This is a genomic window from Pseudomonas sp. P105, assembly GCF_032614175.1.
GTDB classification, from domain to species: domain Bacteria; phylum Pseudomonadota; class Gammaproteobacteria; order Pseudomonadales; family Pseudomonadaceae; genus Aquipseudomonas; species Aquipseudomonas rhizophila.
The window spans coordinates 3,738,441-3,760,681 of the sequence record NZ_CP126693.1; the positions used below are offsets into that span (position 1 = coordinate 3,738,441).

General features: G+C 55.5%; 22 protein-coding genes and 1 pseudogene. 19 read left to right on the forward strand and 4 right to left on the reverse strand.

The window, feature by feature from the left end; genetic code table 11:
* Nucleotides 1-716 precede the first annotated feature (716 nt).
* A complete protein-coding gene (locus tag QOM08_RS16670) occupies nucleotides 717-911 on the reverse strand; it encodes a hypothetical protein (protein ID WP_047229710.1) in 195 nt (64 codons plus the stop codon).
* 47 nt (nucleotides 912-958) lie between these two features.
* Nucleotides 959-2,209, reverse strand: coding sequence for an MFS transporter (locus tag QOM08_RS16675; RefSeq protein ID WP_316911829.1), 1,251 nt, complete (start codon nucleotides 2,207-2,209; stop codon nucleotides 959-961).
* A 101-nt stretch (nucleotides 2,210-2,310) separates the two neighbouring features.
* Between QOM08_RS16675 and QOM08_RS16680 the strand changes: the two genes are divergently transcribed.
* The 6 genes and pseudogenes from QOM08_RS16680 to QOM08_RS16705 all read left to right on the forward strand — a co-directional run bounded on the left by QOM08_RS16680 (nucleotide 2,311) and on the right by QOM08_RS16705 (nucleotide 8,959).
* A complete protein-coding gene (locus QOM08_RS16680) occupies nucleotides 2,311-3,279 on the forward strand; it encodes an AraC family transcriptional regulator (RefSeq protein WP_316911830.1) in 969 nt (322 codons plus the stop codon).
* Nucleotides 3,280-3,511: 232 nt separating this feature from the next.
* Nucleotides 3,512-4,027 (forward strand): sigma-70 family RNA polymerase sigma factor, encoded by a 516-nt coding sequence (locus QOM08_RS16685; protein ID WP_107323288.1) that lies wholly within the window; start codon nucleotides 3,512-3,514, stop codon nucleotides 4,025-4,027.
* Entirely contained in the window at nucleotides 4,014-4,994 is a 981-nt protein-coding gene (locus QOM08_RS16690) for a FecR domain-containing protein (protein ID WP_047229713.1), read from the forward strand. The genes QOM08_RS16685 and QOM08_RS16690 overlap by 14 nt, the downstream gene beginning before the upstream one ends.
* 118 nt (nucleotides 4,995-5,112) lie before the next feature.
* Nucleotides 5,113-7,503: a TonB-dependent siderophore receptor gene (locus QOM08_RS16695; protein ID WP_160894218.1), complete on the forward strand. Its 2,391-nt coding sequence runs from the start codon at nucleotides 5,113-5,115 to the stop codon at nucleotides 7,501-7,503.
* Between the two features lie 256 nt (nucleotides 7,504-7,759).
* Nucleotides 7,760-8,046: pseudogene (locus QOM08_RS16700) on the forward strand (transposase); the annotation flags it as partial.
* A gap of 97 nt (nucleotides 8,047-8,143) precedes the next feature.
* The gene (locus tag QOM08_RS16705; protein WP_316911831.1) at nucleotides 8,144-8,959 is read left to right on the forward strand and encodes an alpha/beta hydrolase family protein; all 816 of its coding nucleotides are present in this window, start codon (nucleotides 8,144-8,146) and stop codon (nucleotides 8,957-8,959) included.
* 299 nt (nucleotides 8,960-9,258) lie between these two features.
* Here QOM08_RS16705 and QOM08_RS16710 read toward each other — a convergent pair whose 3' ends face one another.
* Nucleotides 9,259-9,603 carry a CHAD domain-containing protein gene (locus QOM08_RS16710; protein WP_316911832.1) on the reverse strand — a complete coding sequence of 115 codons (345 nt, stop codon included), beginning with the start codon at nucleotides 9,601-9,603 and terminating at the stop codon, nucleotides 9,259-9,261.
* Between the two features lie 418 nt (nucleotides 9,604-10,021).
* Between QOM08_RS16710 and QOM08_RS16715 the strand changes: the two genes are divergently transcribed.
* Together QOM08_RS16715 and QOM08_RS16720 are read left to right on the forward strand one after the other, a co-directional pair.
* Nucleotides 10,022-10,711, forward strand: a complete 690-nt coding sequence (locus tag QOM08_RS16715) for a hypothetical protein (RefSeq protein WP_316911833.1) — start codon at nucleotides 10,022-10,024, stop codon at nucleotides 10,709-10,711.
* A gap of 111 nt (nucleotides 10,712-10,822) precedes the next feature.
* Nucleotides 10,823-11,134, forward strand: coding sequence for a hypothetical protein (locus tag QOM08_RS16720; RefSeq protein ID WP_316911834.1), 312 nt, complete (start codon nucleotides 10,823-10,825; stop codon nucleotides 11,132-11,134).
* A 42-nt stretch (nucleotides 11,135-11,176) separates the two neighbouring features.
* On the opposite strand, the gene QOM08_RS16725 is transcribed toward QOM08_RS16720, so the two are convergent.
* Nucleotides 11,177-11,989, reverse strand: a complete 813-nt coding sequence (locus QOM08_RS16725; protein ID WP_316911835.1) for a helix-turn-helix transcriptional regulator — start codon at nucleotides 11,987-11,989, stop codon at nucleotides 11,177-11,179.
* 397 nt (nucleotides 11,990-12,386) lie between these two features.
* On the opposite strand from QOM08_RS16725, the gene QOM08_RS16730 reads away from it, so the two are divergent.
* From QOM08_RS16730 to QOM08_RS16780, 11 genes are all read left to right on the forward strand, one after another.
* Entirely contained in the window at nucleotides 12,387-13,289 is a 903-nt protein-coding gene (locus tag QOM08_RS16730) for a LysR family transcriptional regulator (protein ID WP_316911836.1), read from the forward strand.
* A gap of 255 nt (nucleotides 13,290-13,544) precedes the next feature.
* Nucleotides 13,545-14,249, forward strand: a complete 705-nt coding sequence (locus tag QOM08_RS16735) for a hypothetical protein (protein ID WP_316911837.1) — start codon at nucleotides 13,545-13,547, stop codon at nucleotides 14,247-14,249.
* 109 nt (nucleotides 14,250-14,358) lie between these two features.
* A complete protein-coding gene (locus QOM08_RS16740) occupies nucleotides 14,359-14,580 on the forward strand; it encodes an AlpA family transcriptional regulator (RefSeq protein WP_316911838.1) in 222 nt (73 codons plus the stop codon).
* 12 nt (nucleotides 14,581-14,592) lie between these two features.
* Nucleotides 14,593-14,775, forward strand: a complete 183-nt coding sequence (locus QOM08_RS16745) for a hypothetical protein (protein ID WP_316911839.1) — start codon at nucleotides 14,593-14,595, stop codon at nucleotides 14,773-14,775.
* Entirely contained in the window at nucleotides 14,772-16,316 is a 1,545-nt protein-coding gene (locus QOM08_RS16750) for a ParB family protein (protein ID WP_316911840.1), read from the forward strand. The genes QOM08_RS16745 and QOM08_RS16750 overlap by 4 nt, the downstream gene beginning before the upstream one ends.
* A gap of 11 nt (nucleotides 16,317-16,327) precedes the next feature.
* Nucleotides 16,328-16,888: a DUF2857 domain-containing protein gene (locus QOM08_RS16755; protein ID WP_316911841.1), complete on the forward strand. Its 561-nt coding sequence runs from the start codon at nucleotides 16,328-16,330 to the stop codon at nucleotides 16,886-16,888.
* Nucleotides 16,889-16,892: 4 nt separating this feature from the next.
* Complete coding sequence (locus tag QOM08_RS16760) at nucleotides 16,893-18,038, forward strand: STY4528 family pathogenicity island replication protein (protein ID WP_316911842.1); 1,146 nt, start codon at nucleotides 16,893-16,895, stop codon at nucleotides 18,036-18,038.
* 160 nt (nucleotides 18,039-18,198) lie between these two features.
* Nucleotides 18,199-18,990 (forward strand): PFL_4669 family integrating conjugative element protein, encoded by a 792-nt coding sequence (locus QOM08_RS16765; protein WP_316911843.1) that lies wholly within the window; start codon nucleotides 18,199-18,201, stop codon nucleotides 18,988-18,990.
* On the forward strand, nucleotides 18,990-19,505 hold the full coding sequence (locus QOM08_RS16770) for a DUF3158 family protein (protein ID WP_316911844.1): 516 nt from the start codon (nucleotides 18,990-18,992) through the stop codon (nucleotides 19,503-19,505). The genes QOM08_RS16765 and QOM08_RS16770 overlap by 1 nt, the downstream gene beginning before the upstream one ends.
* Nucleotides 19,502-19,912, forward strand: coding sequence for a single-stranded DNA-binding protein (locus tag QOM08_RS16775; RefSeq protein ID WP_316911845.1), 411 nt, complete (start codon nucleotides 19,502-19,504; stop codon nucleotides 19,910-19,912). The genes QOM08_RS16770 and QOM08_RS16775 overlap by 4 nt, the downstream gene beginning before the upstream one ends.
* A 273-nt stretch (nucleotides 19,913-20,185) precedes the next feature.
* Complete coding sequence (locus QOM08_RS16780) at nucleotides 20,186-22,201, forward strand: DNA topoisomerase III (RefSeq protein ID WP_316911846.1); 2,016 nt, start codon at nucleotides 20,186-20,188, stop codon at nucleotides 22,199-22,201.
* Nucleotides 22,202-22,241 lie beyond the last annotated feature (40 nt).

A 22,241-nucleotide genomic window follows, 5' to 3' on the forward strand; every position in this document is an offset into this window, starting at 1 on the left:
CATTAGTTTGGTATTAACTGGATGATTAGCTCTGCATACGCCAGCATCATCAAAGGAGTATCACGGGAGAGTGTTACAGCATGAAAAAACGCTCACATTAAGTTTACATGACGCTTTCACTGCACTTTTAAATTGATATCAATATGCCGCCTCGGCACACCACTATCTTATAATTATTGGCTCCCCCCTACTTAAGATCAGTTATTCAGCGTTCGCATTGAACTTATAAGCCCCTGCCCTCGCACTCATCCAGATGCAATGCCGCCAATATCCTGCGTGTATCTTGCAATGTAATACTTGCCTGAAGACCAGACTTCGTTACGTATAACCTTGACTTAGCACTGACATAAACCGCCATTGATGGTGTTCCAATAGAGCGTGCGCCCCCATCCTTTGCAGGGCTGTTGGTCAGGGCAGGATGCGCTCGAAAGGGAGGCGGACGGTAGGCAGGGGATCAGCCAGCAGGGGCCAGGCTGACCGATAGCATTTAATCAGTTCTGCGGACGCTGCTTAGACGAATCCAACTCGGTCTTGGCAACGGTGGTCAGCTCAGTGATTTGAGCCGACTTCACTTCGCTGCTGGACGCGTTCACGCCGTACTACGCCGCCTAACCAAGTGCCAAGCATGCTTGGTGATGCACGGAGAAATCCTAGAGCATCGCAGCTTGACGTTATTCCAAAGCATCAACCGCCTATCATGGACATCGGCGAACCTTCTACGTATTGCGCAAGAAACGATCGAGCACGTTTTTTGTGATCATCACGGTGTAAATGTCTGCCTGCATAAGCCCATGTACCCATTCGCACGTGGCGGTTGCGTACAGCGTCCAGTCGAACCACTCGAGCGCATTGCCTATACCTGCCGCGCGCAAGGATTTCAGGCGTCCTTGGTGAGACGTCGTATTGTTCATGTCTATCTCCGGGTTACGGATGGAATCGGGGCGGCTGGGGAGCCGGATCAAAGGTGCAGCGCTTGCCCGGCCTGGGCACTGCCATGGGCAGAAGGGACCCGGACACGCAACGCAATCAGCAACGCGGCCAGCAGCATCAGCACGGCCGCCGCTACGAATACGCCTGCGCTGCCACCGAGGCTGAACATCGCACCGCCAGCGGCTGCGCCCGTTGCGATGGCCGACTGCACAGAAGCCACCACCATGCCCCCGGCGCTTTCCGCCTGATCAGGTATTGCGCTGGCGACCCAGTTCGACCACGCCACCGGCACACCGCCAAAAGCCAGGCCCCAGATCGCCAGCAGCACCGCCTGCCCCGGCACCGAGGCCGGCAACAGCACCAACGCCAGTGCTGCAACGCCCACCAGTGCGGGCATCAACACCAGAGTGGCCAGCGGGTGACGCTCAAGCAGCCACCCGGCCAACAGCGTGCCGCCGAAGTTTGCCACACCGAAACCCAGCAGCATCAGCGACAGCCCTTGCGGACCGATGCCGGTGGTACCCTCAAGGAATGGCCGAACATAGGTGAACATCGCGAAGTGACCGCTGTGCACCAGCACACAACCGAACATCCCCATGGCGATGCCCGGGCGCTGCAACACCTCAAGTACGGTGCGCAGGCGTGCCGGCGTGCGCGGCGCAAGGCGCGGCAGCGTGCACGACTGGAAAGCCAGGGTCACCAGACCTACCGCCGCCGCTGCAAAGAACGCGCTGCGCCAGCCATATAGGCCGCCTAAGTAGCTGCCCAGCGGGACCGCAACCACCGTCCCGACGGCAATGCCGCTGAAAATGATCGAGAGCGCTCGGGGCAACAAAGCCCCCGGTACCAAGCGCATCGCCACCGCTGCCGCCATGCTCCAGAACCCGCCAAGGGCAATGCCCAGCAAGATACGCATTACCAATAGCACCGCAAAACTGGAGGAAACGGCGACCAAAAGATTGGATGCGATCATCAGCGTGGAAAAACCCAGCAGCACCCAGCGGCGGTCGATACCGCGGGTCAGGCCTGGCACCAACAAGCCAGCGAACAGTGCCACCACCGCTGTCACCGTTACCGCCTGGCCAGCCAGCGCTTCGGACACCCCCAGATCGGTAGCCATCGGCGTCAGCAGGCTGGCCGGCAGGTACTCAGCGGTGAGCAATCCAAACACGCCCATTGCCAACGAGAAGACTGCCATCCACGCAGGGGCCGCAGGTTCCATATCCAGCGCGGCGCCGGGACGGTTGTTGGATATGGCATTACAAACACAGTCATTCATTGCACGGATCTCCCAATCTTCATTGCGACCCGCAGTCTAGGCGCGAGAAGCTGGATGATCTATGATCGAAAACCTCGTTTTTTTGACTAAAACACCGAACAATGCCTACCGATCAGTTTGCCCTCTCCTCGGATCTCATCAACGAACTGTTGCGCGGCATGCGCCTGCGTGGCGTCGAGTACCGGCGTATCCAAGCCGGTCCAGCCTTTGGCCTGAGCTTCGCCGACAAACCTGGGCATGCCTGGTTTCACTTCCTGGCGATCGGCAATGCGGTGCTGCGGATGGAGGGCGGGACAACCTACGCGCTGTCTGCCGGCAACGCCGTATTCATCTCCCATGGCGCAGCCCATCAACTGCTTTCCCATACGGACGTGCCTGTTCAGGACATCGACCGTTTAGACGGCGCCCCCCTCGGTGATACGGTCAGCGCGGTGGATACCGGAACCGATGCCAGCGCCACGCCGACCACCATTTTGTTCAGTGGCTGCATGGAGTTTGAACTGGGCAGTATTCATGGCCTTGGCAGGCTGATGCCGGGCCTGATGCTGATTGATGCCGGCGGCCAGCGTTACCCCGGTCTCGTGCCTATCCTGACCACCATGGAACGCGAGGTCAGCGCCGCCCGTGTCGGCTTCGCCGGTATCCTCGCGCGTTTGGCCGATGTGGTGGCCGCCATGGTCGTTCGCGGTTGGGTGGAGTGCGCCTGCGGTAATGCCTCTGGCCTGGTCGCTGCATTACGCGACCCACGCTTGGCAAGCGCGCTTCTCGCGCTCCATCAACAACCGGGACGCGACTGGACCGTTGCGCAGTTGGCGGAGCAATGCAATACCTCTCGCTCGGTCTTCGCAGACCGTTTCCAGGCGACTATTGGCATGGCCCCACTGCGCTACGTGACTGAGTTGCGGATGCGGCTTGCGAGCCAGTGGTTGACGCTCGAAAGGCTGCCGATTGAAGAGGTGGCGCAGCGCTTGGGTTATACCTCTCAGGCCGCGTTCAGTCGCGCATTCAAGCGCATTACGGGCAAGACGCCTGGGTTAAGTCGTCAGTCGAGGCGGTCTGCTGTTTCCTGAAGCCGAGCGGGAGTCGTGGAGGAGCCGGCGGAATAAAAGCACTTTGAAATTCAAAAGTGCTCGGTGGCTAGCGTTCAAATCTTCCAAACGCTGGATGCATTCTTTCACTCGCAGCCTCTACAGAGTGATGGCGTTCGCCCAGAAGCGGACAGTGAGCACCACGTATTTGCCTAGGGCCTATCGCGTGAGTAGAATGCGATTAATTATCAATCATGTATTTGCCGGGATTCCGATGCGTAGCGATGAAACACTAGGTACTGCAGATCTAGGGCTGCTCTATCGAACCCACCACTCGTGGTTACACGGCTGGCTAATCCGACGCATTGGATGTCGCGACAACGCTGCAGATTTGGTGCAGGACACCTTCGTACGTCTGCTCAAATCCCGTCAGTCCAGCCCCTTGCGCGAACCACGCGCCTATTTGAGCAGTATCGCCCGCGGACTGATGATTGATCAGTATCGTCGTCGCGAACTCGAACGTGCGTACTTGGAAAGCATCACGTTGCTGCCTCAACATGAGGTTCCCTCGGAAGAAAGCCGGCTGATGATTCTTGATGCGCTTGAGCGCATAGACCGCATGCTCGGTATGCTTAAACCAAGAGTTCGCCAGGCATTTTTATTTGCCCGACTCGACGGTCTAACCTGCGCGCAAATAGCCGAAAAGCTGGGTGTTTCCCGCGCGACGGTGGAACGCGACCTGGCCACGGCCCTGCAACACTGCTATCGCTTGCGTTATGTCGAGGCGTGAGCCGCAGGCGCTCAATCCGGCCATTGTTGAGCAGGCAATCCAATGGCTGGTGCGCCTTCGCTTCAATCAAGCCGATGAACAGACACAGCGCACTTTTGAGCACTGGCTGCAGCAGCACCCGGAGCATGTGGTGGCGTGGCAGCGTGTGGAAACGCTTGGGGATGAATTCGCAGGCGTGCCAACTCAATTGGCCCGACAAACCCTTAATGGCACCAATCATGGAATGCGGCGGCGGGAAAGCCTGAAGCTACTGGGCATATTGGCGACTGTTAGCGCTGCAGCCTGGCTCGGCCGGGACTATACACCCGTACCCGCCATGCTTGCGCAGCAGCGCAGCAGTACCGGCGAGCAACGACGCTTCCAACTCGATGATGGCAGCCTTATCCAGCTCAACAGCGATAGCGCCGTCGACAGCGATTTCGACGCCCAGCGACGCCTGATAATCCTGCGACGTGGGGAAATCATCGTGAATGTCGGCGCGGATCAACACTCGCCTCGAGCACGACCGTTCTGGGTGCAATCACGTGACGGGCTCATCCGCGCTCAGAGTTCCCGCTTTCTGGCACGCGAGCTGGACGATGGCACTCTGGTCGCGGCTCAGGAAGGATCAGTCACGGTTTTCCCCGGCTCCGATCAAACTCCTGCGAGCCGCAGCGTCCAGGCAGGAAATCACCTGCTGTTCACATCAAGTGGCGCCCGAATGTTCAGGGACAACGGCCTTGATCTATGGAGCTGGGGTGACGGGGTGATCAGTGCGCGCAATATGCGCCTCAATGATTTCATCGCGGAGTTGTCGCGTTATCGCCCCGGGGTACTGCGCTGCGCCGAAGAGGTCGCTGATCGTCGCGTTTCCGGCACCTTCCAGCTCGCCGACAACGATCAGGTCCTGGCATTGATCGCGCAGTCACTGCACTTGCACATTGATTATCGGACCCGTTATTGGGTGACCGTGACCGCTGCCACCTGAGCCCATCAGAACTTTGTGCTACCTGAAAAATAATGAGGTAGCTTCTCATTCTCGTTCGACCTTTAAGGAAGGCCGGAATACAGGCCAGTCTGCCGATGTCCTTTCTTGGAGCGAGAAAATGAGTTCGTCCCCTGTTTCACAGCGCCATCCATTAAATCGTGCCTTGCACGGTGCGATTTTGGGTTTGATCGTAAGCAGCTACGCATTGCCATCGCTGGCGCAAACGTCGAGCACTGACCACAGCAATCAAGTGAAACAGTGGAACATCGCTGCCGGCCCACTGGCGCCGGCGCTTGACCGCTTTGCGCGCGAGGCTGGCATCAGTCTTTCCTTCGACGCATCGAGTGTAGTGAACCGCACCACTGCTGGCGTGAATGGCACGCTCGATACGTCGGCAGCGCTGTCATCGTTGCTGCAGGGGAGCGAATTGCAAATCGAACAGCAAGGTCCGAATGCCTATCTACTGTTCCCTCAACCAAAGCCCGCCGGCCCGCTGGAGCTCGACGCAACAGACGTCGAGGACTACCGCCTTGCCCCCCTCATCATCAATGCCAAGGTCAGGGTCAGTGCCGACGACGACGCCAACTCGGTCGTCGCCAAGGAGCTCTGGGTTGGCGGCAAGGTGGCAACCAGCATTCTCAATACACCGGCCTCGGTGTCGGTTGTTACCAACAAGGAAATGGAGCAACGCAGCGTCAGTACCACGGAAGAGGCGCTGCAATACACGCCGGGCGTGGTCAGTGACTTCTATGGTACGGATGACCGCAACGACTATTTCCAGATCCGGGGCTTCCAGGCTACTACCTACCGTGACGGCTTGACCCTGAGTTCGATGCGCGGCGTACGCGAAGATCCATTCGCCTATGAACGCATAGAGATTCTGCGTGGCGCCAACTCCACGCTGTTTGGCCCAGCGGACCCGGGCGGTTCGGTGAATTTCGTGACCAAACAGCCGCGCTTCGAGCAGTTTGGCCAAGGCTATGTGACCTACGGTTCGTTTGACCATGTCGAGACAGGCATCGATGTGGGGGATGCGCTGAACGACGAGAAAACCTTGGCTGGCCGCTTTACTGCCAAAGGCCAAAACAGCGACCGCGAGTACGATCACTCACAGGACGACAACCGGTTGGTGATGGGTGGCCTCACCTGGGCGCCCACGGATTACACGTCTGCCACCGTGATTCTGGACTATCTGAAAACTGAAAGTTCGCCCAACAGTGGCGGCTATCCGCTGGACAAGGAATACGACCGCAGCAAGTTTTATGGTGAACCCAGCTACAACTTTCACGATGTCGAGCGCACCAGCCTCAGCGGTAACGTCACCCATGACTTCGACAACGGCTTCGTACTGCGCAGCAACCTGCGTTACAGCAAATTGACCGATGATTTTGGCTACGTTTACATCAGCGACAGCGCCGCACGTGTCGGTACTAGCGTTGACCGGTATCTGTTTGGAACGGACAGTGAGGCCGACCAGTTCAACGGCAATCTGATGCTGCAATACGATGCCCGCTTCGAGAACATCGACAGCAGTAGCCTGGTGGGCGTGGAGTACCTCGATTCGACCACCAAGGAAAGCTCGGTCTACGCCCTGACGACCCCGATTGACATTGCAAATCCCGTGTTTACTGGCGTTCCACGCTCAATCACGCCGTATGCCGTCAACAAGCGAGACGCGACCACCAAGGCCGTGTTCCTCCAGCAGAACCTATCGTTCTACGAGCGTTTCATCGTCACCGCGGGTATGCGCAACGACTCGATGGACCTTACCAGCAAAGGCTTGCAATCCACTGAGAAAGACAACTTCTCCGAAACCTCCTACCGAGGTGCGTTGACCTATATCGTCAACGATGAGGTGTCCACCTATGTGAGCATGGTGGAATCCGTCTCGCCGCCTCAGGTTGGCGTAACACCGCAGACGGGCAGGCAGTACGAAGTGGGCGTGAAGTATGCGCCGATGGGAATGGACGCACTGTTCTCCGCAGCCGTTTATGACTTGACCCAGGAAAACGTCACCATCGCCGTGGTGCTGCCGAGCGGCATCATTGAGCAACAGACGGTGGGCGAATCGCGGGCGCGTGGCCTCGACCTGGAGGCCAAGGCGCAGGTGACGCGGAACCTCAGCCTGATTGGTGGCTACTCCTATATGGAGTCCGAGGTACTGCGCGGTTCGTTGTACGACGGCAGCTCCCTGAAGGGTAATGAGTTCACCACGGCACCCAAGCATTCCGCTTCGCTCTGGAGTTATTACGACGTGCCTGGCACTGATGTCAGCGTTGGCTTGGGTGCGCGCTACGTCGGCTCTTATTACTTCGATGCAGCCAACTCCGGCAAAAGCGATGGCACCACGCTGTTCGACGCCGCCTTCAACTACGAGATCGCCAAGGGCACCGACCTTGCGGTGAACGTCAGCAACCTGCTGGATGAGCAGCACGTGGTCGGTTCCGGCACAGCGAACTTCTACAACCCAGGTCGCGAGATTACCGCCAAAGTGAGTTACAGCTGGTAAGCAGGCGTTTAAGCCTTTTCCCCATGTAGGAAGCGGTGCCCGCTATACCGCGGGCACCGTCAACTTGGCCATCATTCTGCGAAATGAAAAGCAAGGGCGTTCGACTTTCATCGTTACGCGCCAGCTGTTAACTACGCGCCAGTAGCGCGAGATAACATCAACCTGTTTCGAGCATCTGCTTTCGGCCCAGAGTGGGTAAAAACGCTTTCGCAAACCCTTGCTATGACTTCTGAGGATTTCATCGCAGGGACCGCTCATGAAGCGCTTTATCCAAGGTGAACATCGAGGCCAAGGTACCTTCCTTCCGGAGAGCCTCGACGATTACGTCAGCGATCCAATCCGGTGCGCGTAGTCGACGTCTTTGTCGACGAACTCGACCTGGTCAAACTGGGTTTCGAGGGCGCCATACCGGCTGATACTGGCCGGCCAGCTTACCATCCCGCAATCCTGCTGAAGCTCCACATCTACGGTTATCTAAACCGCACTCCATCGAGCCGGGGTCTTGAACCAGAAGCCCAACGCAACGTCGAGCTGATGTGGCTACCAATAGCGGCCCTTCGGACTTGCCCCAAAAGCCCGCCTGCTGACCGGTCAATACAGATAACGAAAACTATGCATGTTAGTCGGAGTATCGGCTTTAATGTCGGTGCAGACTCAACTGCTCACGGCGCAGGATTTCTACAATCAGAACTGGTTGGCGAGTGCATTGGCCCATAAAGGTTACATTGTCGCAGCGGTCAACCACCCCGGCACCACGACCCATTTTCGAAGCCCGCAAGCGGCCGCACAGTTATGGCAGCGGCCCATTGACCTGCATCGGGCCATTGAGGCGGTCACCACTCAACCTGAAAAATTTGGCGTGGTCACAAAGCATCAAATTGCTGTAGTAGGCCATTCACTAGGCGGCTGGACTACAATGGAGATCGCCGGCGCTCGTTTCGACCCAGCCCTATTTGCCCATGACTGCAAACTCCATCCGCAGTTGTCCAGTTGCACCATTTATCAAAAGATCAACCCTCAGGGTACTCCGGTATTAAAGGCTGGTCTGGCCGGCGATTTGCGCGATCAACGGGTCTACGCTGTGGTTTCTTTGGACCTGGGAATCTCGCGCGGGATGACTGATGAGAGCATCGCGGCACTGCCGGTGCCGGTGCTAGTTATCGCTGCCGGTGCACCATCGGTGGAACTGCCTGCTCAGTTGGAGTCCGCCAACCTGGCCACACGCCTGCCCCAAGCGTCCAGCCGCTATGTCGAGATCAGTGACGCCAGCCATTTCAGCTTCTTGCCGATTTGCAAACCAGGTGCAGTGGCATTGCTCGAAGAGGACATTCCTGGCGATGGGATCATTTGCGGGGATGGCGACAATGCTCGCCCGCCCGAGGTAATCCAACAGCAGGTTACGTCACTGATCACCGAGTTTTTGACGCAGTCCGCGAACAACAAAGTGGAGCTCTAGGATTACTGGCACTCGGCAACTCAGCAGACCTGAAATTTACGTAGGAGCCAATTTTTGTGTCGAATCCAGCCACCTATTACGAGCAAAACGTTTCTACACAGCCTCGGCCAAAAGCAGACTCTCAGCGTGCGTATCAAGAAAGCTATCAAACACGGTTCAAGCCAGGACGAGATACCTGAAGCAGGATAGGACTCGATTCTGGAATTGTTTTCAGCTGGTATCAAAAGCGAAATAAACGAACCCTTATGCGAGTTGAGTGTGGCCCGCCTCTACACGGCACTTCGTCGCAAATTACTTACTCATACGGTCGACTGTGATTGATCAGAGCAGCGCTTGGCGGGTAGCAATCGAATACAAGCAGCCTGCTTGGTGAGGGCTTTCTCGATCCGATTCTCCAATCCACCTGGCGTGTTTGCCAATAAAGATTCACGTAATGCGGACGGCCACTCGTCCAATTTGGCAAATAGCTCATTCATTTCGTTTGAGGTCAGGATGTCGTCATACCCCGGACGGAGCCTCCTTCGCCGCCGCTCTGCCTCAGCGTCCATACCCCTTTCGGTGAGTTCGTGAATCATGACATCAAGGTCTCGCGCGGGGGTCGTCAGGCGACCGACATCAGCGGCAGCGGCTCGCAATGGCGCCATGCTGGCAATATCCGAACCGGTGCCAGAAGGCTACGGATGCGTCGTACCGAAATCCTCAGGGCATGCAACGCATCTGCGTCAGTGTCTGCTTCCAATCGAGCTCGGGCTTGGTAGAGGGAAACGTGTAGCTTCAGAATTTCACCGACGTACCTGTTAACAAAAGCATGGGGCATCTTCCTGTCATCAATGCTCGCTAAAGACTAGCAACAAACGGCGCTAAGAATGCTTTCGTATTATTTCGGCTGGATACAAGAATTTAGCTGTTGAACAACAGTACCAAAATCCCCAGCCGTCAGAGCACTCAATGTCTGTGGTCCCAGGAGATAAGCCTCAGGCTCATTCATCTCAACGCCACCAATCGATGTAAAGCTGGTCTCAACCAAAATGCCAGGGCGCTGCGAACGCCCAAGGACTACTAATGAGACTTGCCACGTACAACGTCGAAAACCTCTTCAATCGCGCAGCAGTAATGAGCCTTGAGGTATGGGCAGAAGGTAAACCGACATTGGAGCGCTTCGCAAAACTTAATGGATTACTGGGACAAGAAACCTATTCAGCAGCGGATAAGCGACTCATGGTGCGTTTGCTAGGCGAGCTAGGACTTAGCCGCTCAGACCGGGGCCCCTTCACCCTGCTTCGGCAAAATCGCGGCAGCTTGGTCAAACGATCCCGCAACGCGGAAATAACAATTATCGCCAATGGGCGATCCGATTGGGTCGGCTCGCTGGAGTTGGTTCAGGCGACTGTTGACGAGGAAGCCATGCGCAACACTGCCAGGGTCATGATTGATCTGAAAGCCGATGTACTCGCGGTGGTGGAAGCTGAAAGCAGACCAGCGCTACGCGACTTCAACACCGAGATCATCGGTGGGTTGGGCGGTGATACGTTCAGCCACGTGATGCTGATTGACGGCAATGACGAGCGCGGTATTGATGTCGGCGTGGCCGCACGCGCAGGCTTTCCAATCGGAACCATGCGCAGCCATGTGGATGATCGTGTGGACGCCGGCCCCCTGATTTTCTCGAGGGATTGCCCAGAGTTTTATCTAACAATGCCATCCGGCCTCCGGTTGGTATTGTTAGTCAATCACTTCAAAAGCAAAGGCTAGGGCAGCCTTTCTGACTCGGCCAAAAGAAGATTTGCCCAAGCCAGTCGAGTAAAAGAGATCTATGACTCGCTGATTGGACAAGGCGAACAGTATGTCGCCATTGTGGGTGACTTGAATGACACGCCGGGCAGCGACGCATTGAAGCCGCTCCTTGGAGATACGACGCTGAAGGATGCATTCACTCACAAGCGTTTCGATGACGGCGGTTATCCTGGAACATACGGCTCCTGCACAGCCGCCAACAAAATTGATTATCTACTGCTGTCGCCGGAGCTCTTTCTGAAGGTTAAAGCTGGTGGGGTTTACCGCAAGGGCATGTGGCCAGGTACAAGACCGGTACGCTGGGAGACCTACCCGCAAATCATCAAGAAAGAAAATGCGGGATCCGACCATGCTGCTGTGTGGGTAGATCTAGATATCTGAGCCTTTCTAGCTATCGGTTCACCTTCGCTCCACATCTCGCCCTCACGCAAGTCGAAACAAACCATCGACTATCTGTGTCTGACTGAGCCTCCCCTTCAAATCATCATCAATATCTTCAGCTTCAGTCCGATAAAGACGAACTCGTCGATAGGCGCTATCACGTTCGATGTCGTTTCCTAAGAAATCCCATACGACACGCGAGCAAACAGGCGCACGGCAATCACACGTGGACACTCCCATTTTCAATCCATTTAGACGCGTAATCCGGCTCTTGTAACTGGGGATCAGTATAGTTTGGCTGATCTCGTTTGAAGTGAGTGTCTCGTAATCGATCAGAAATAGCCTATCCTGCAAATAATACGCAACCCCTTGGTATCGATAGCATTCAAAATCCTCTACTCCTGGAATATTGGATTGCAAACGTTCATTTCGCTCATAGATAAAGTAACCATCCCGTTCATGAATATGCACAAGCGAGCACAAAATGTGCCCTGGATTCGACTTCGCGTAGCAATACTCGTGGTAGTACCCCGTCAACAGTCGTGTTTGCGGTGAGGAGCATTGTTGTAGGTGTTCCATAGCTCGCTGGGGAGCGGCCATCAGTATCGACGACGCCGTTTGCCTTGCTCGTCCCCCGATGAGACTGATGAACTGGTCCGTCGGCAGGACGATCTCATACTCTTCCACCCCGAAGAAATCACAAATGCGTTTCAGATTGAATGCAGCCGGAAAGCTCTGCCCACTCAAATATTTGTTGAATTGACCACGATTGATACTCAGCTTACGACAGACCTCGGCAATAGAACGGTAGTAGCGGCAAAGCTGTTGCAAATTGGCAGGAAAAAACTCACGCATTTTAATCACTACTTATTGCGAAGACACAGGACGACGTAAAGGTAGCAGCAACTCGCATCACTTTCGAACAACGAGAGCAATTGCGCCGAGCCAGATAATGTCCAAACATTACAGGCAGACGGGTCGATTTCCAGTTTCCTCTCTACGGGACAGATCATAACCACAAGACAAGGTAACTAATACTACAAGACGAATCGCACTTCTCTTCCGGAGTAAGCGATCGAATCACACGAAGCCAATGAACATTCCAATATCCGCATTAGCTATTCACGCTTGGCAAAAACTTTTCACTCGGGGAGTTGAACGCACTCAAAACCGCTCACCAACAATAGCCAAAAAACATCGGAAACAGACAACCATAAACCCCAATACCATCTGTTAAAGCTAAGGAAAGCACTTGGAACTTCGTCATTTGCGTAGCTTCGTCGCGGTTGCGGAGGAGCTGCACTTTGCACGCGCCGCTGAACGACTGCACATAGAGCAATCTCCACTGTCCAGAACCATTAAGGAACTCGAATCAGACATAGGCGCGCAATTGTTTGATAGAAACTCGCGAGGCACTCGGTTAACTGTCCCCGGCCAGGTCCTGGTTGAAGCGGTCCAACGAATTTTCCAAGCCGTAGAACAGGCAAGGCACAGCGTGCAGGCCGCGGCGGCCGGTTACCGAGGGTCCCTGCGGATTGCACTGTCTGATGGAGTACTGCCTCAACGTTTGAGCGCTGTTTTAGCGCGTTGCCGAGAGGAAGAGCCAGAGGTGGAGATACGGCTTTTTGAGGTCTCGCTGTCTGAGCAACTAAGGGGCTTACGCGAGGACCTCTTCGACGCGGGTTTTGCTCGCTCTGAGAATGTCGGACAAGGCTTGACGGCACGGGCCGTATGGCAAACACCTTTGACCGTTGCCGTGCCTGCGCGTCATCCCCTTTTGGCCTTTCAACAAATTCCACTGGCAGAAGCACTGAGGTATCCACTGGTGTTGTTTGATCCGCAAACGCATAGCGGACTCCACCAGCAAATTGACAGGCTCTTACGACAGATTCCGATACAGGCAACCGTTATCGAACACGTTTCCAGCCACGAAGTGATGCTGACGCTTGTCGCGGCGGGGTACGGGCTTGGGCTGACCTGTGAAGCGCAGATGACGCTATGTCAAAGCGCCGAGGTCGTGAGCCGCCCTTTGGCGGGCAACACACCACTGCTAACCAACTACTTACTAGTTCCCTCAAGAGCCCCTGGTGAACAGTTGAGCCGATTCATTGCCAGAGCGAAAAATACAGACTTGGTTATTTGCTCTGGCGACTAAAACGAAACGGCCTGATGGATTTGGACATGTGTCAGACCTCAGGTACATCACGGCATTCGCTTTAGCGATCCAAGAGCCCCCTAAAACGCCTCTGCGGACAGTGCTTGGCTTCCCAGAGGCGAGCCCTAGGACCGAGACTCCACAAGTCATGGCTGCTGCCATCAACAAACCGGTATCACCCGAGACGCATTTCGTCTTTCTCTCTAATCAGGTTGACGCTTCTATGAAGGGACATAGCGAGCCACGGAGCGACGTATGAATCGATATCCTCATCAACAAGGCATCAAGGTGCACTACAGCCCCCTCGAAGCAGCGATCCGCTGGAGTAACCTGCTGGAGCAAGAAATCAACATACTTGTAGCAACTGCACAGATGGCCGACGTGTGCGCAGATACCCTGCCCCTCTGGCCTGTGGTGGGATTGAACCTCGAACGTCTGTATGACGCGATGCGAAACGGCGACTTACCTTACGGAAATGCCGGGATCACGACCAAAGATCCGACATTGCTCGATGCTCCTGGGCTCACCATCAGGCATGTGGACTTGAAGCAGTGGATGGCGAAAACTTATCCCGATCAGAAACCGGGCTTTTTATTTGACGAGTTCGAGCGTCAGCTACACCCAGCCATCAATCTGGATACTGTTCAGGCATTGCTGCTGCAAATCAAAACGCTCGAAACTCAACTGAGCAACCGCGCCCAACATCGCCAGCCAAGGCCAGTAGACTGTAGCCCGAACCTCCCTCCTAGAGCTGAAACAACTTACCTGAATATCGTTGGCGGCCTGCTCACGTTACTGCTGGGACAATCCCCCAGTGGTGTGCGCTATTCATCCTTCAACACCCTAGCGTCCGTTATCAGCGCCTTGATCGCCCATCACAACGGCCGCCCAGGCATCACGGAGCGCACCTTATGGGCAAAATTTGCTGAGGCCAAACGCCAGCTCTCAGCCCCGTCATAGCGCAATAGCTGCAGTGGCTGATTCTGCAATTGCAGTGTTTTCAGCTACCCAAACTCATTCAATACCCTACTTCCCACCAGGCGCTATGGAGCGTCAAGGAGTGTTCATCATGCCTCAACAGAACAACGATGCATCATTGTTGGTTAAGGAGCATCGAATTTTACGACGCTCAGACGTCGAGCAAAAAACCGGTATCAAACGCGCCCATATCTACAAACTGATGAGCCAGGGGAAATTTCCAAAATCAATACGATTGGGCGTTCGAGCCGTGGGCTGGGACGCGGCCGAAGTGGACCAATGGATCGCTGGTCGTTTGCAGGACCGCACCTGAGGAGCCGCACCGATGCAAATGGTTGCAGACTTATTGACCAAACTCAGCGGTTCAGCGATCAACACAGACACCGGCGCCTTGTTCATGACTCAGCACGCCAGCCTCATCCGGCAGAGTATTTTTGAATTTGATGAAGGGACGCCGACAGGCGTCCTTGCAAGACCAGATTCATCGCCCAAAAGGTCGAAGCAATGAACGACAGACCATTTGAGACCTCAGGAAGTCATTTGTTGGCCATAGACTCTGACCGAACAGCGTTGTCCAAGGAAGCGCTGGATGACCCGGTCGTTGATACTCCCATGATCGTGACCTTGGATCGATTGAAACCATACGATCTGGATCCACGGGTGACCCGTAACCCTCGATACGATGAGATCAAGGAATCAATTCGTCATCGAGGGCTGGATGCCCCTCCAGCCATTACAAGGCGCCCAGGAGAAACTCACTTTCGAATTCGTAACGGCGGTAACACCCGGTTGTCCATCTTGCGCGAACTGTGGTCGGCAACCAAAGATGAGAAATTCTTTCGCGTGGCGTGCCTATTTCGCCCCTGGCCGCCCCGAGGTGAGATCGTCGCATTGACCGGACACCTGGCCGAGAACGAATTGCGCGGCGGACTGACTTTCATTGAACGAGCCCTGGGTGTCGAGAAAGCCAGAGAACTTTATGAGCGAGAGTGCGGTGGTGTCCTTTCCCAATCGGAACTGTCCAGACGCCTGAGTGCTGATGGCTATCCCATCCATCAGTCACATATCAGCCGTATGCACGATGCGGTGCAGTACTTGCTGCCAGTCATCCCCAACGTACTGTATAGCGGTTTGGGGCGGCATCAAGTTGAACGCCTGGCCGTTATGCGCCGATCGGCAGAACGTATCTGGCATGAGCACACTAAAGACAAGGCCCTGAGCCTCGACTTTGCCACCTTGTTTCAGGAAACGTTGATGATGTTTGATGGAGAGGCTGCTGCGTTTTCGTTGGCACGAGTCCAGGACGAACTGATCGGTCAAATGGCGCAATGGCTCGGCGTTGACTACGACACCTTGACGTTGGAGTCGGAGAGCGGCGAAAGACGTCAGCGTGCACTGAGCGATGAACCACAGTCGCGTCCGAAGTCAGAATCGTCGGCGCTCACACCATCTCCTGTACTTCACGCAGTGTCCCCTAAGGCAGCCTGCTTCACAGGCCAGAAAGCTGCCGCCATTCAGGGTAATCACGCCACCAAATCCAGCTTCACAGATCGACTGCAGTCTATTCAGCAAATGGTGGCCGAGCATGTCGGAGACGAACTTCCGATGAACTCCGACCACCTTCCTCCTTCACAGGGCACGCTTTTCCCGATCATGGACATCTGGAACATTGAGCCAGGCCTGGACGCACCAGAACGACTACGAATCCACATCAGCCAGTTCGCCCGAGAAATAGCACAGGATGCCGCCCAGGCTGACCTCATAACGGCAGTTGATGAAGGCATTGGGTTTCGTTGCAACACCGAACCCACCTCCGAGAGTCAACCTCCATCGACGTTGCTGGCATTGCTGCAAACGCTAACGGCAAGCACGCCCCAAACAAACGTGCCGGTACCGATGGGGTCATTGCTGCTGGGTTCTCCCGGATCTTGCAGAAACACCGAACGTATGAGCGACGCCAGTCTGGTCAAGCTGTTTCGATTAATTCGGCTGGCCCGCCGCCTGATCGACCTCAAATCCGACTTTCAACCAGACAACGTCACGCGATGATGGGAGCCTCCATGACCGTACAACACCCGCTAAATCAAGCGGTAATTTCACAAGCCCTGCACGATCTGCGCAACGGCCAACTGCGGCGCTGCAAGACGATGGGGTTCGGTGACCAAGACCTGGCGGCACTCAAGGAACCTGCCTTAGTCAGTATTTTGCTCAACGCCCGAGTACCTTGGTGCACCGTGCAGATCAATCGTGAGGTGCTGCAAAGAGTTTTACACCAGGTCGATGACGTGGAGCAGGAAATTGCGACTGTAGACCGAATGCTACGCCTGGGAGCCAGCACCGAGATGGTCAGCAAATTCTATGGTCTGACACACCAGGAAGTTGCGCTACGACGCGACATTCTGGGCCTGCCTAAACGAAAAGGTCGGCATCCGGCGCTCAGCGAGGAACAAGACATCCTGTTGTGGAACAGGTGGCACCCAGAGTTCAAGGCGCGAGGGGTAGTGCTAGACGATGATAGAGCCATGTTGTCGCTCACACTGGATATGGCAGAGGAGCTCGTGCTTCCAGTGTCGGTAATCTGGTCAACGCTGCACAACTGGATCGATCAGGGACTGGTCTGATCCCATGAGTCGCACAGCTCCTGCTTCGTTGTCCTCATTGTTGGATGATGCATTAGAGCGCCTGCAGCCACAGGGTAAGCAGCCCAGCGGGGATGGCTTTCTCTTCAGTGGTAATCGCCACCAGACGGTGCCCAGGGCGCTCCTGCTTGATCCTCGCCTGACCCCTCTGGAGCGCAATGCCTGGCAAGTGTTTCTGCTTCTGCTCAATGATGATGGGGTCAGCGCTTTTCCAACCTACGACCAACTGCGCCGCTACTTGACCTCGGTTCCCTGCGGCAAGGTAGCGTCCCATGAAACCGTCGCCAAAGCCCTGACGATGCTGCGTCTGACACGCTGGCTTAGCCTGGTCAGGCGTCGACGCGACAAGAGCACAGGACGAGTGCTTGGCAACCTCTATGTTCTTCATGACACTCCTCTGAGCCCTTTTGAAGCCATGCAGCTGGATCCGACCTACATGGGGTTGGTCAGCACAACGTTGGAGCACGCCAATAAGGGCATCCAGGCAGTCGCTTTGGCAGTGCTGGAGGAAATGAGTCAGGACCCGCATGTGCAGACGCAGTTACTCCCCAGTCGGCTCCAGGTGCTGACCCAACGTTTACTTGAACCACAAAGCGTGAGTGATGAACCGTTTGTTTCATCCGAAGAGCTCTACAACACCACTCTTCGGAACCAAAAAACACCGGCTTCGGAATCCGAACCAGGCGTCAAACCCAATGATCACTACGGCCTTCGAAATCCGAAGGCTGCGAGTATTTTAAGTACAAAAGCGTTAAAAGAAGTACGTACGGAGTCGCGGTCGGGTGGAGCGTGTGAATTGAAACTCCCAACTCAATTCAACTCGTTAACAAAGGCCCAACAAGCAGGTGCCAGAGTCGCCTTGCTTCAACTCGATTGCCAACTGCGTCAGGCAGTGCTCGACGAGTGGGCGACCCGCTGTCGAAAAACACACGTTCGTAATCCTGCTGGTTACTTGTTTGGCATCATCCAAAAAGCCATGAACGGACACTTTACCGCTTGGGCTGCAAAACTAAACTCACACGAACCTGTACAGCCCAGTGCAATGCCCAAGCAAGAAACAAAGACTGAGCGAGACCCTGCCGTTGCGCTGGCCTGCCTCGCCGAACTGAAAGGCATGTTTCGTCTTCGCTGAATCACTTGCAGCCAATTTTCTTATCCCCTGGGGATAGCGCCAAGAACCTGTGAGCGGCAGCTGAAATCAGGCGATCGAGAGCTGCGCTTTGTTCACTGACAGTGGTCACCCTCTGCCCCAATGCTCACCACTCATTTTTCTGTTTATGAGTGCGCTCCCTATGGCAAACGAACTGCAACTGAATCTGGGCACGTTACGCAGCACCATGCAACTGACCTTGCACACCCATCACGCTTCCCGCATCTGGCACGGCCGAACCTCCTCAGAAGAACGGGCCGCCATCATTGGCTTGAACGGCTTTGTCTCGATCATGAACAAGATGAAACGCGGAGCAGAGCAGGACGACCCCTACTCTGATGTCTGGATGCTTCGTATTGAAGACAAGTTGAACGACACCAAGGAAAGTTTGAGAGCACTGCGTGAACAGGTTGACCGAGTGCTTTTGCAGATCCCACCTGCATTAAGTCTGGGTGAGAACCTCAACGTACAGCCGGTCAATTTGCCTCTATTCATCAATGCTCAACTCGGCTTCATGGCGGTATATCTACTGGCAGATTACGACGATTTGGCCCGCCGATTAATCTTGGCCCATCACACCGCCCTGATCGACCGTAGCACCCTGGAGCGCTGGCTCAAGGAAGGAGCTCATGCCCTACGCAGCCTGTTCAGCCTCGCCCAGCAATACAAGTACTCAGGCGTGCAACGCGGCGATTACTCAGCCAATACCGCTGCTGCACTCAAGGCCAGAGAACGGTTCGGAGATGTTCCGCAAGATGTCCTGGAGGGAACACGACGCTCGCGCTTTGCTCCACCCATGATGCGCAGATCAACAATCCAGGATCCGCAAGCAGATGAGGACGCCGCCGTCGATGCGGCTATTGATAGCGACAGTCCAGAGGAAGGTGACGAGGCATCCCCCGGGTCCATCCCCCCAGAAGAGGAGGAACGCTGATGGGCCTGCATTACTTCACGCCGCTGGATCAAAACGATTTTGAGCAGTTGGCACACACCGCCTACCTAAAAGGCCTTTTCCAGCCTTTTAAAGGTAAGGGGTGTTTAACAACCTGGGCCAGCCAATGTACTGAGCTTCGCGATGAGTTGATTGGTCTAGCGCAACAGCGACTACTCACGCAGACCCGTCGCTATCCTTTCAATCTGCTTCCAGCACAACTGGCTCAGCAACCAACTGGGGCAGGGACAAATCTTCTGCGCTGGCGCAACCCTGATCGTTCATCCATGGGAGTCGCACTCTGGGAGCGGTGCATGGAAAGCGACGCGACACCTAGCCTGCTGTTGGATGATCTGTTCGCTTTGGAGCAGCAGCGAATCGTGCTGAATATGCAGATCAGCTTAAGCCACACCCTCGCCCGCCAAGGCAATGACTGCGCCATCAAGTTGGCACAGGCCGAAGCGGTCTATCAACGCTGTGTCGCAAGACGCGCCATCAATCCAGAGAGCACCTCATGAGTACCCATTTTTTTGGTGAAGGCAACATTGGCTCGATACCTGAGTTTCGAGAGTTCAATAATCGCAACGAAGAGCCACGCCGCCTGCTGCGACTCAATGTCTACTTCGACAACCCAGTGCCAATCAAAGACGGTTATGAAGATCGAGGTGGCTTTTGGGCACCTGTTGAAATCTGGCACCGCGACGCTGAACGCTGGAGCACGCTCTATCAGAAAGGTATGCGGGTGCTGGTCGAGGGCCGATCGGTGAAAGACGAATGGGAGGACGCCGATGAAAACACCCGGGTGACTTTCAAGATCGAAGCACGTCGGGTAGGCATTCTACCTTTCCGAATCGAAGCCGTAATGCTTGGTGGCAAATCATCCTCAATGGATAACGACCATCCACAGTCACCGTCATTCAAGTGAGCGGCTGATTCAATCGTTTACCGCTCCATTGGTCCAATACAGGTGACCAGCGCGAGTGCTCTGGTTACCTGTCCAGTGACGTCCACCCTGTTCCAGCCTGCGGCACAAGACGAATCTGCTGAGGCAAAAACCGCTGACTGCTGACCAACTTATTACTCGATCGAACCGGGGGGGCGCTCAATAAGCCACTCGCAGAATCGCTTTGAATCTCGCAGCCCCCCCAGTCCCAGGGCATCGTCAAGCGCATCTAAGTTCCTGATCAAGGTTTATTACATGCGACTTTTCCTCTGTGAAAAACCCTCCCAGGGTAAAGACATCGCCCGGGTACTGGGCGCCCTCCAACGGGGGAACGGTTGTTACACCGGCTCTGGTATCAGCGTGACCTGGTGCATAGGGCATCTGGTTGAGGCAGCGCCTCCCGAAGCCTACGACGAACGTTTCAAGCGCTGGTCACTGGACCAACTGCCCATCATTCCGGTCAAGTGGCGAGTGGACGTAAAGGCGAACACCGCAGCCCAGTATAAGGTCGTCAAACAGTTGCTGGCCCAGACGAGTGATCTGGTGATCGCAACCGATGCTGATCGTGAGGGCGAAATGATTGCCCGCGAATTACTGGACCTGTGTCATTACCAAGGCTCGATTCGGCGACTGTGGCTGTCAGCACTCAACGAGGCATCGATTCGTAAAGCACTCGTTAATTTGCGAGCGGCCGATGAAACCGAGCGACTTTATCACTCCGCCCTCGCCCGCTCCCGTGCGGACTGGTTGGTCGGGATGAACATGAGCCGGTTATTTACACTCTTGGGGCAACGAAGCGGCCATCATGGCGTGCTCTCGGTAGGACGCGTACAAACGCCGACGTTACGACTGGTCGTTGATCGCGATCGCGAAATTGAGCGTTTTGTACCGGTGCATTACTGGGGCATCGATGTGCATCTGTCACATCAAGAGCAGTTGCTGTTGGCTCAGTGGGTGGCACCGGAGAATGCCACCGATGATGCCGGTCATTGCATTCGACAGGCGGTGGCGCACCAGGCACTTCAAAGCCTTAAGCAAGCAAAGGACGCGCAGGTGATTGATCTGGAGACACAGCGCGTACGAGAGGTGCCACCTCTGCCCTTCGATCTGGGAACCCTTCAAGAGACTTGCTCGCGGCGATTGGGACTTGGTGTACAGCAGACGCTGGACATTGCGCAATCACTGTACGAAACCCACAAGGCAACCACCTATCCCCGCTCTGATTCAGGTTACCTACCCGAAAGTATGTTGGCTGAGGCAACTACGGTTCTAGACGCGTTGGGTGCCAGCGATCCAAACGTGCAAGCGCTGGTTCAGTCAGTTGATCGACATCAGCGCTCACGTGCTTGGAATGACAGCAAGGTCAGTGCTCACCACGGCATCATTCCTACGCTGGAGCCTTTCAGGATAGAGGCCTTGAGTGAGAGCGAACGGGCCGTTTATGAACTGATCCGGGCCCACTACCTTGCCCAATTCATGCCGCACCACGAATACGACCGCACTTGCGCTCTGTTCACCTGCGGAGGACAAACGCTGCGAGCCCAGGGCAAATGCGTCAGGGAGTCAGGCTGGCATCAAGTATTAGCGCCGGATCCTGCAATAAGCGGGGACGAATCGGCCCTACGAAGCCAGGTCCTTCCCCCGCTCGGCTCCGGCAGCGAGTGCAATGTGCGCCAGGTGGAGTTGAGGGCGCTTAAGACGCAGGCGCCTAAGGCGCTCACCCAGGGCGAACTGATCAACGCCATGAAGGGCGTAGCCAAACTTGTCGATGACCCTCGGCTCAAGCGAACACTCAAACACACCACAGGGATTGGTACTGAAGCAACACGAGCCAACATCATCAGCGGGCTGTTGAACCGAGGTTACCTGTACATGAAGGGACGTTCAGTCCGAGCGTCTGAGGCAGCTTTTACCTTGATCGATGCCGTTCCCGCCGCCATCGCCGATCCCGCGACCACCGCAATATGGGAACAGGCTTTCGACATGATCGAGACAGGCCAAATGACGCTGGACTGCTTTATTGCCAAGCAAACAGCCTGGATCACCCAATTGGTCGAACATTATCGGACGACCACGCTGCAGATCCATACTCCTGGCGGCCCGACCTGCCCCTTGTGCGGTGCATCGATGCGTCAACGTCAAGGTAAGCACGGTACATTCTGGTCATGTATCCGGTATCCGGACTGTAAAGGCACACTTCCCGTCGCCGCTAAAACAGGTCATGCGTCAAACCACAGAAAGCCACGTCGCTCAAAACCCAAAGGGGATTGAGCGATCTTGCCCAAGCACCTATCGCCTCCTGAGACAGTGT

Excerpts from the sequence above, each read along its gene's own strand:
- QOM08_RS16715 (WP_316911833.1), top strand. The coding sequence starts at position 10,022 with ATGAGACTTGCCACGTACAACGTCGAAAACCTCTTCAATCGCGCAGCA.
- QOM08_RS16685 (WP_107323288.1), top strand. The coding sequence starts at position 3,512 with ATGCGTAGCGATGAAACACTAGGTACTGCAGATCTAGGGCTGCTCTAT.
- QOM08_RS16780 (WP_316911846.1), top strand. The coding sequence starts at position 20,186 with ATGCGACTTTTCCTCTGTGAAAAACCCTCCCAGGGTAAAGACATCGCC.
- QOM08_RS16710 (WP_316911832.1), bottom strand. The coding sequence starts at position 9,603 with ATGGCGCCATTGCGAGCCGCTGCCGCTGATGTCGGTCGCCTGACGACC.
- QOM08_RS16670 (WP_047229710.1), bottom strand. The coding sequence starts at position 911 with ATGAACAATACGACGTCTCACCAAGGACGCCTGAAATCCTTGCGCGCG.
- QOM08_RS16675 (WP_316911829.1), bottom strand. The coding sequence starts at position 2,209 with ATGAATGACTGTGTTTGTAATGCCATATCCAACAACCGTCCCGGCGCC.
- QOM08_RS16765 (WP_316911843.1), top strand. The coding sequence starts at position 18,199 with ATGGCAAACGAACTGCAACTGAATCTGGGCACGTTACGCAGCACCATG.
- QOM08_RS16775 (WP_316911845.1), top strand. The coding sequence starts at position 19,502 with ATGAGTACCCATTTTTTTGGTGAAGGCAACATTGGCTCGATACCTGAG.
- QOM08_RS16725 (WP_316911835.1), bottom strand. The coding sequence starts at position 11,989 with ATGCGTGAGTTTTTTCCTGCCAATTTGCAACAGCTTTGCCGCTACTAC.
- QOM08_RS16690 (WP_047229713.1), top strand. The coding sequence starts at position 4,014 with ATGTCGAGGCGTGAGCCGCAGGCGCTCAATCCGGCCATTGTTGAGCAG.
- QOM08_RS16760 (WP_316911842.1), top strand. The coding sequence starts at position 16,893 with ATGAGTCGCACAGCTCCTGCTTCGTTGTCCTCATTGTTGGATGATGCA.
- QOM08_RS16740 (WP_316911838.1), top strand. The coding sequence starts at position 14,359 with ATGCCTCAACAGAACAACGATGCATCATTGTTGGTTAAGGAGCATCGA.
- QOM08_RS16750 (WP_316911840.1), top strand. The coding sequence starts at position 14,772 with ATGAACGACAGACCATTTGAGACCTCAGGAAGTCATTTGTTGGCCATA.
- QOM08_RS16745 (WP_316911839.1), top strand. The coding sequence starts at position 14,593 with ATGCAAATGGTTGCAGACTTATTGACCAAACTCAGCGGTTCAGCGATC.
- QOM08_RS16735 (WP_316911837.1), top strand. The coding sequence starts at position 13,545 with ATGAATCGATATCCTCATCAACAAGGCATCAAGGTGCACTACAGCCCC.
- QOM08_RS16770 (WP_316911844.1), top strand. The coding sequence starts at position 18,990 with ATGGGCCTGCATTACTTCACGCCGCTGGATCAAAACGATTTTGAGCAG.
- QOM08_RS16695 (WP_160894218.1), top strand. The coding sequence starts at position 5,113 with ATGAGTTCGTCCCCTGTTTCACAGCGCCATCCATTAAATCGTGCCTTG.
- QOM08_RS16755 (WP_316911841.1), top strand. The coding sequence starts at position 16,328 with ATGACCGTACAACACCCGCTAAATCAAGCGGTAATTTCACAAGCCCTG.
- QOM08_RS16705 (WP_316911831.1), top strand. The coding sequence starts at position 8,144 with ATGTCGGTGCAGACTCAACTGCTCACGGCGCAGGATTTCTACAATCAG.
- QOM08_RS16680 (WP_316911830.1), top strand. The coding sequence starts at position 2,311 with ATGCCTACCGATCAGTTTGCCCTCTCCTCGGATCTCATCAACGAACTG.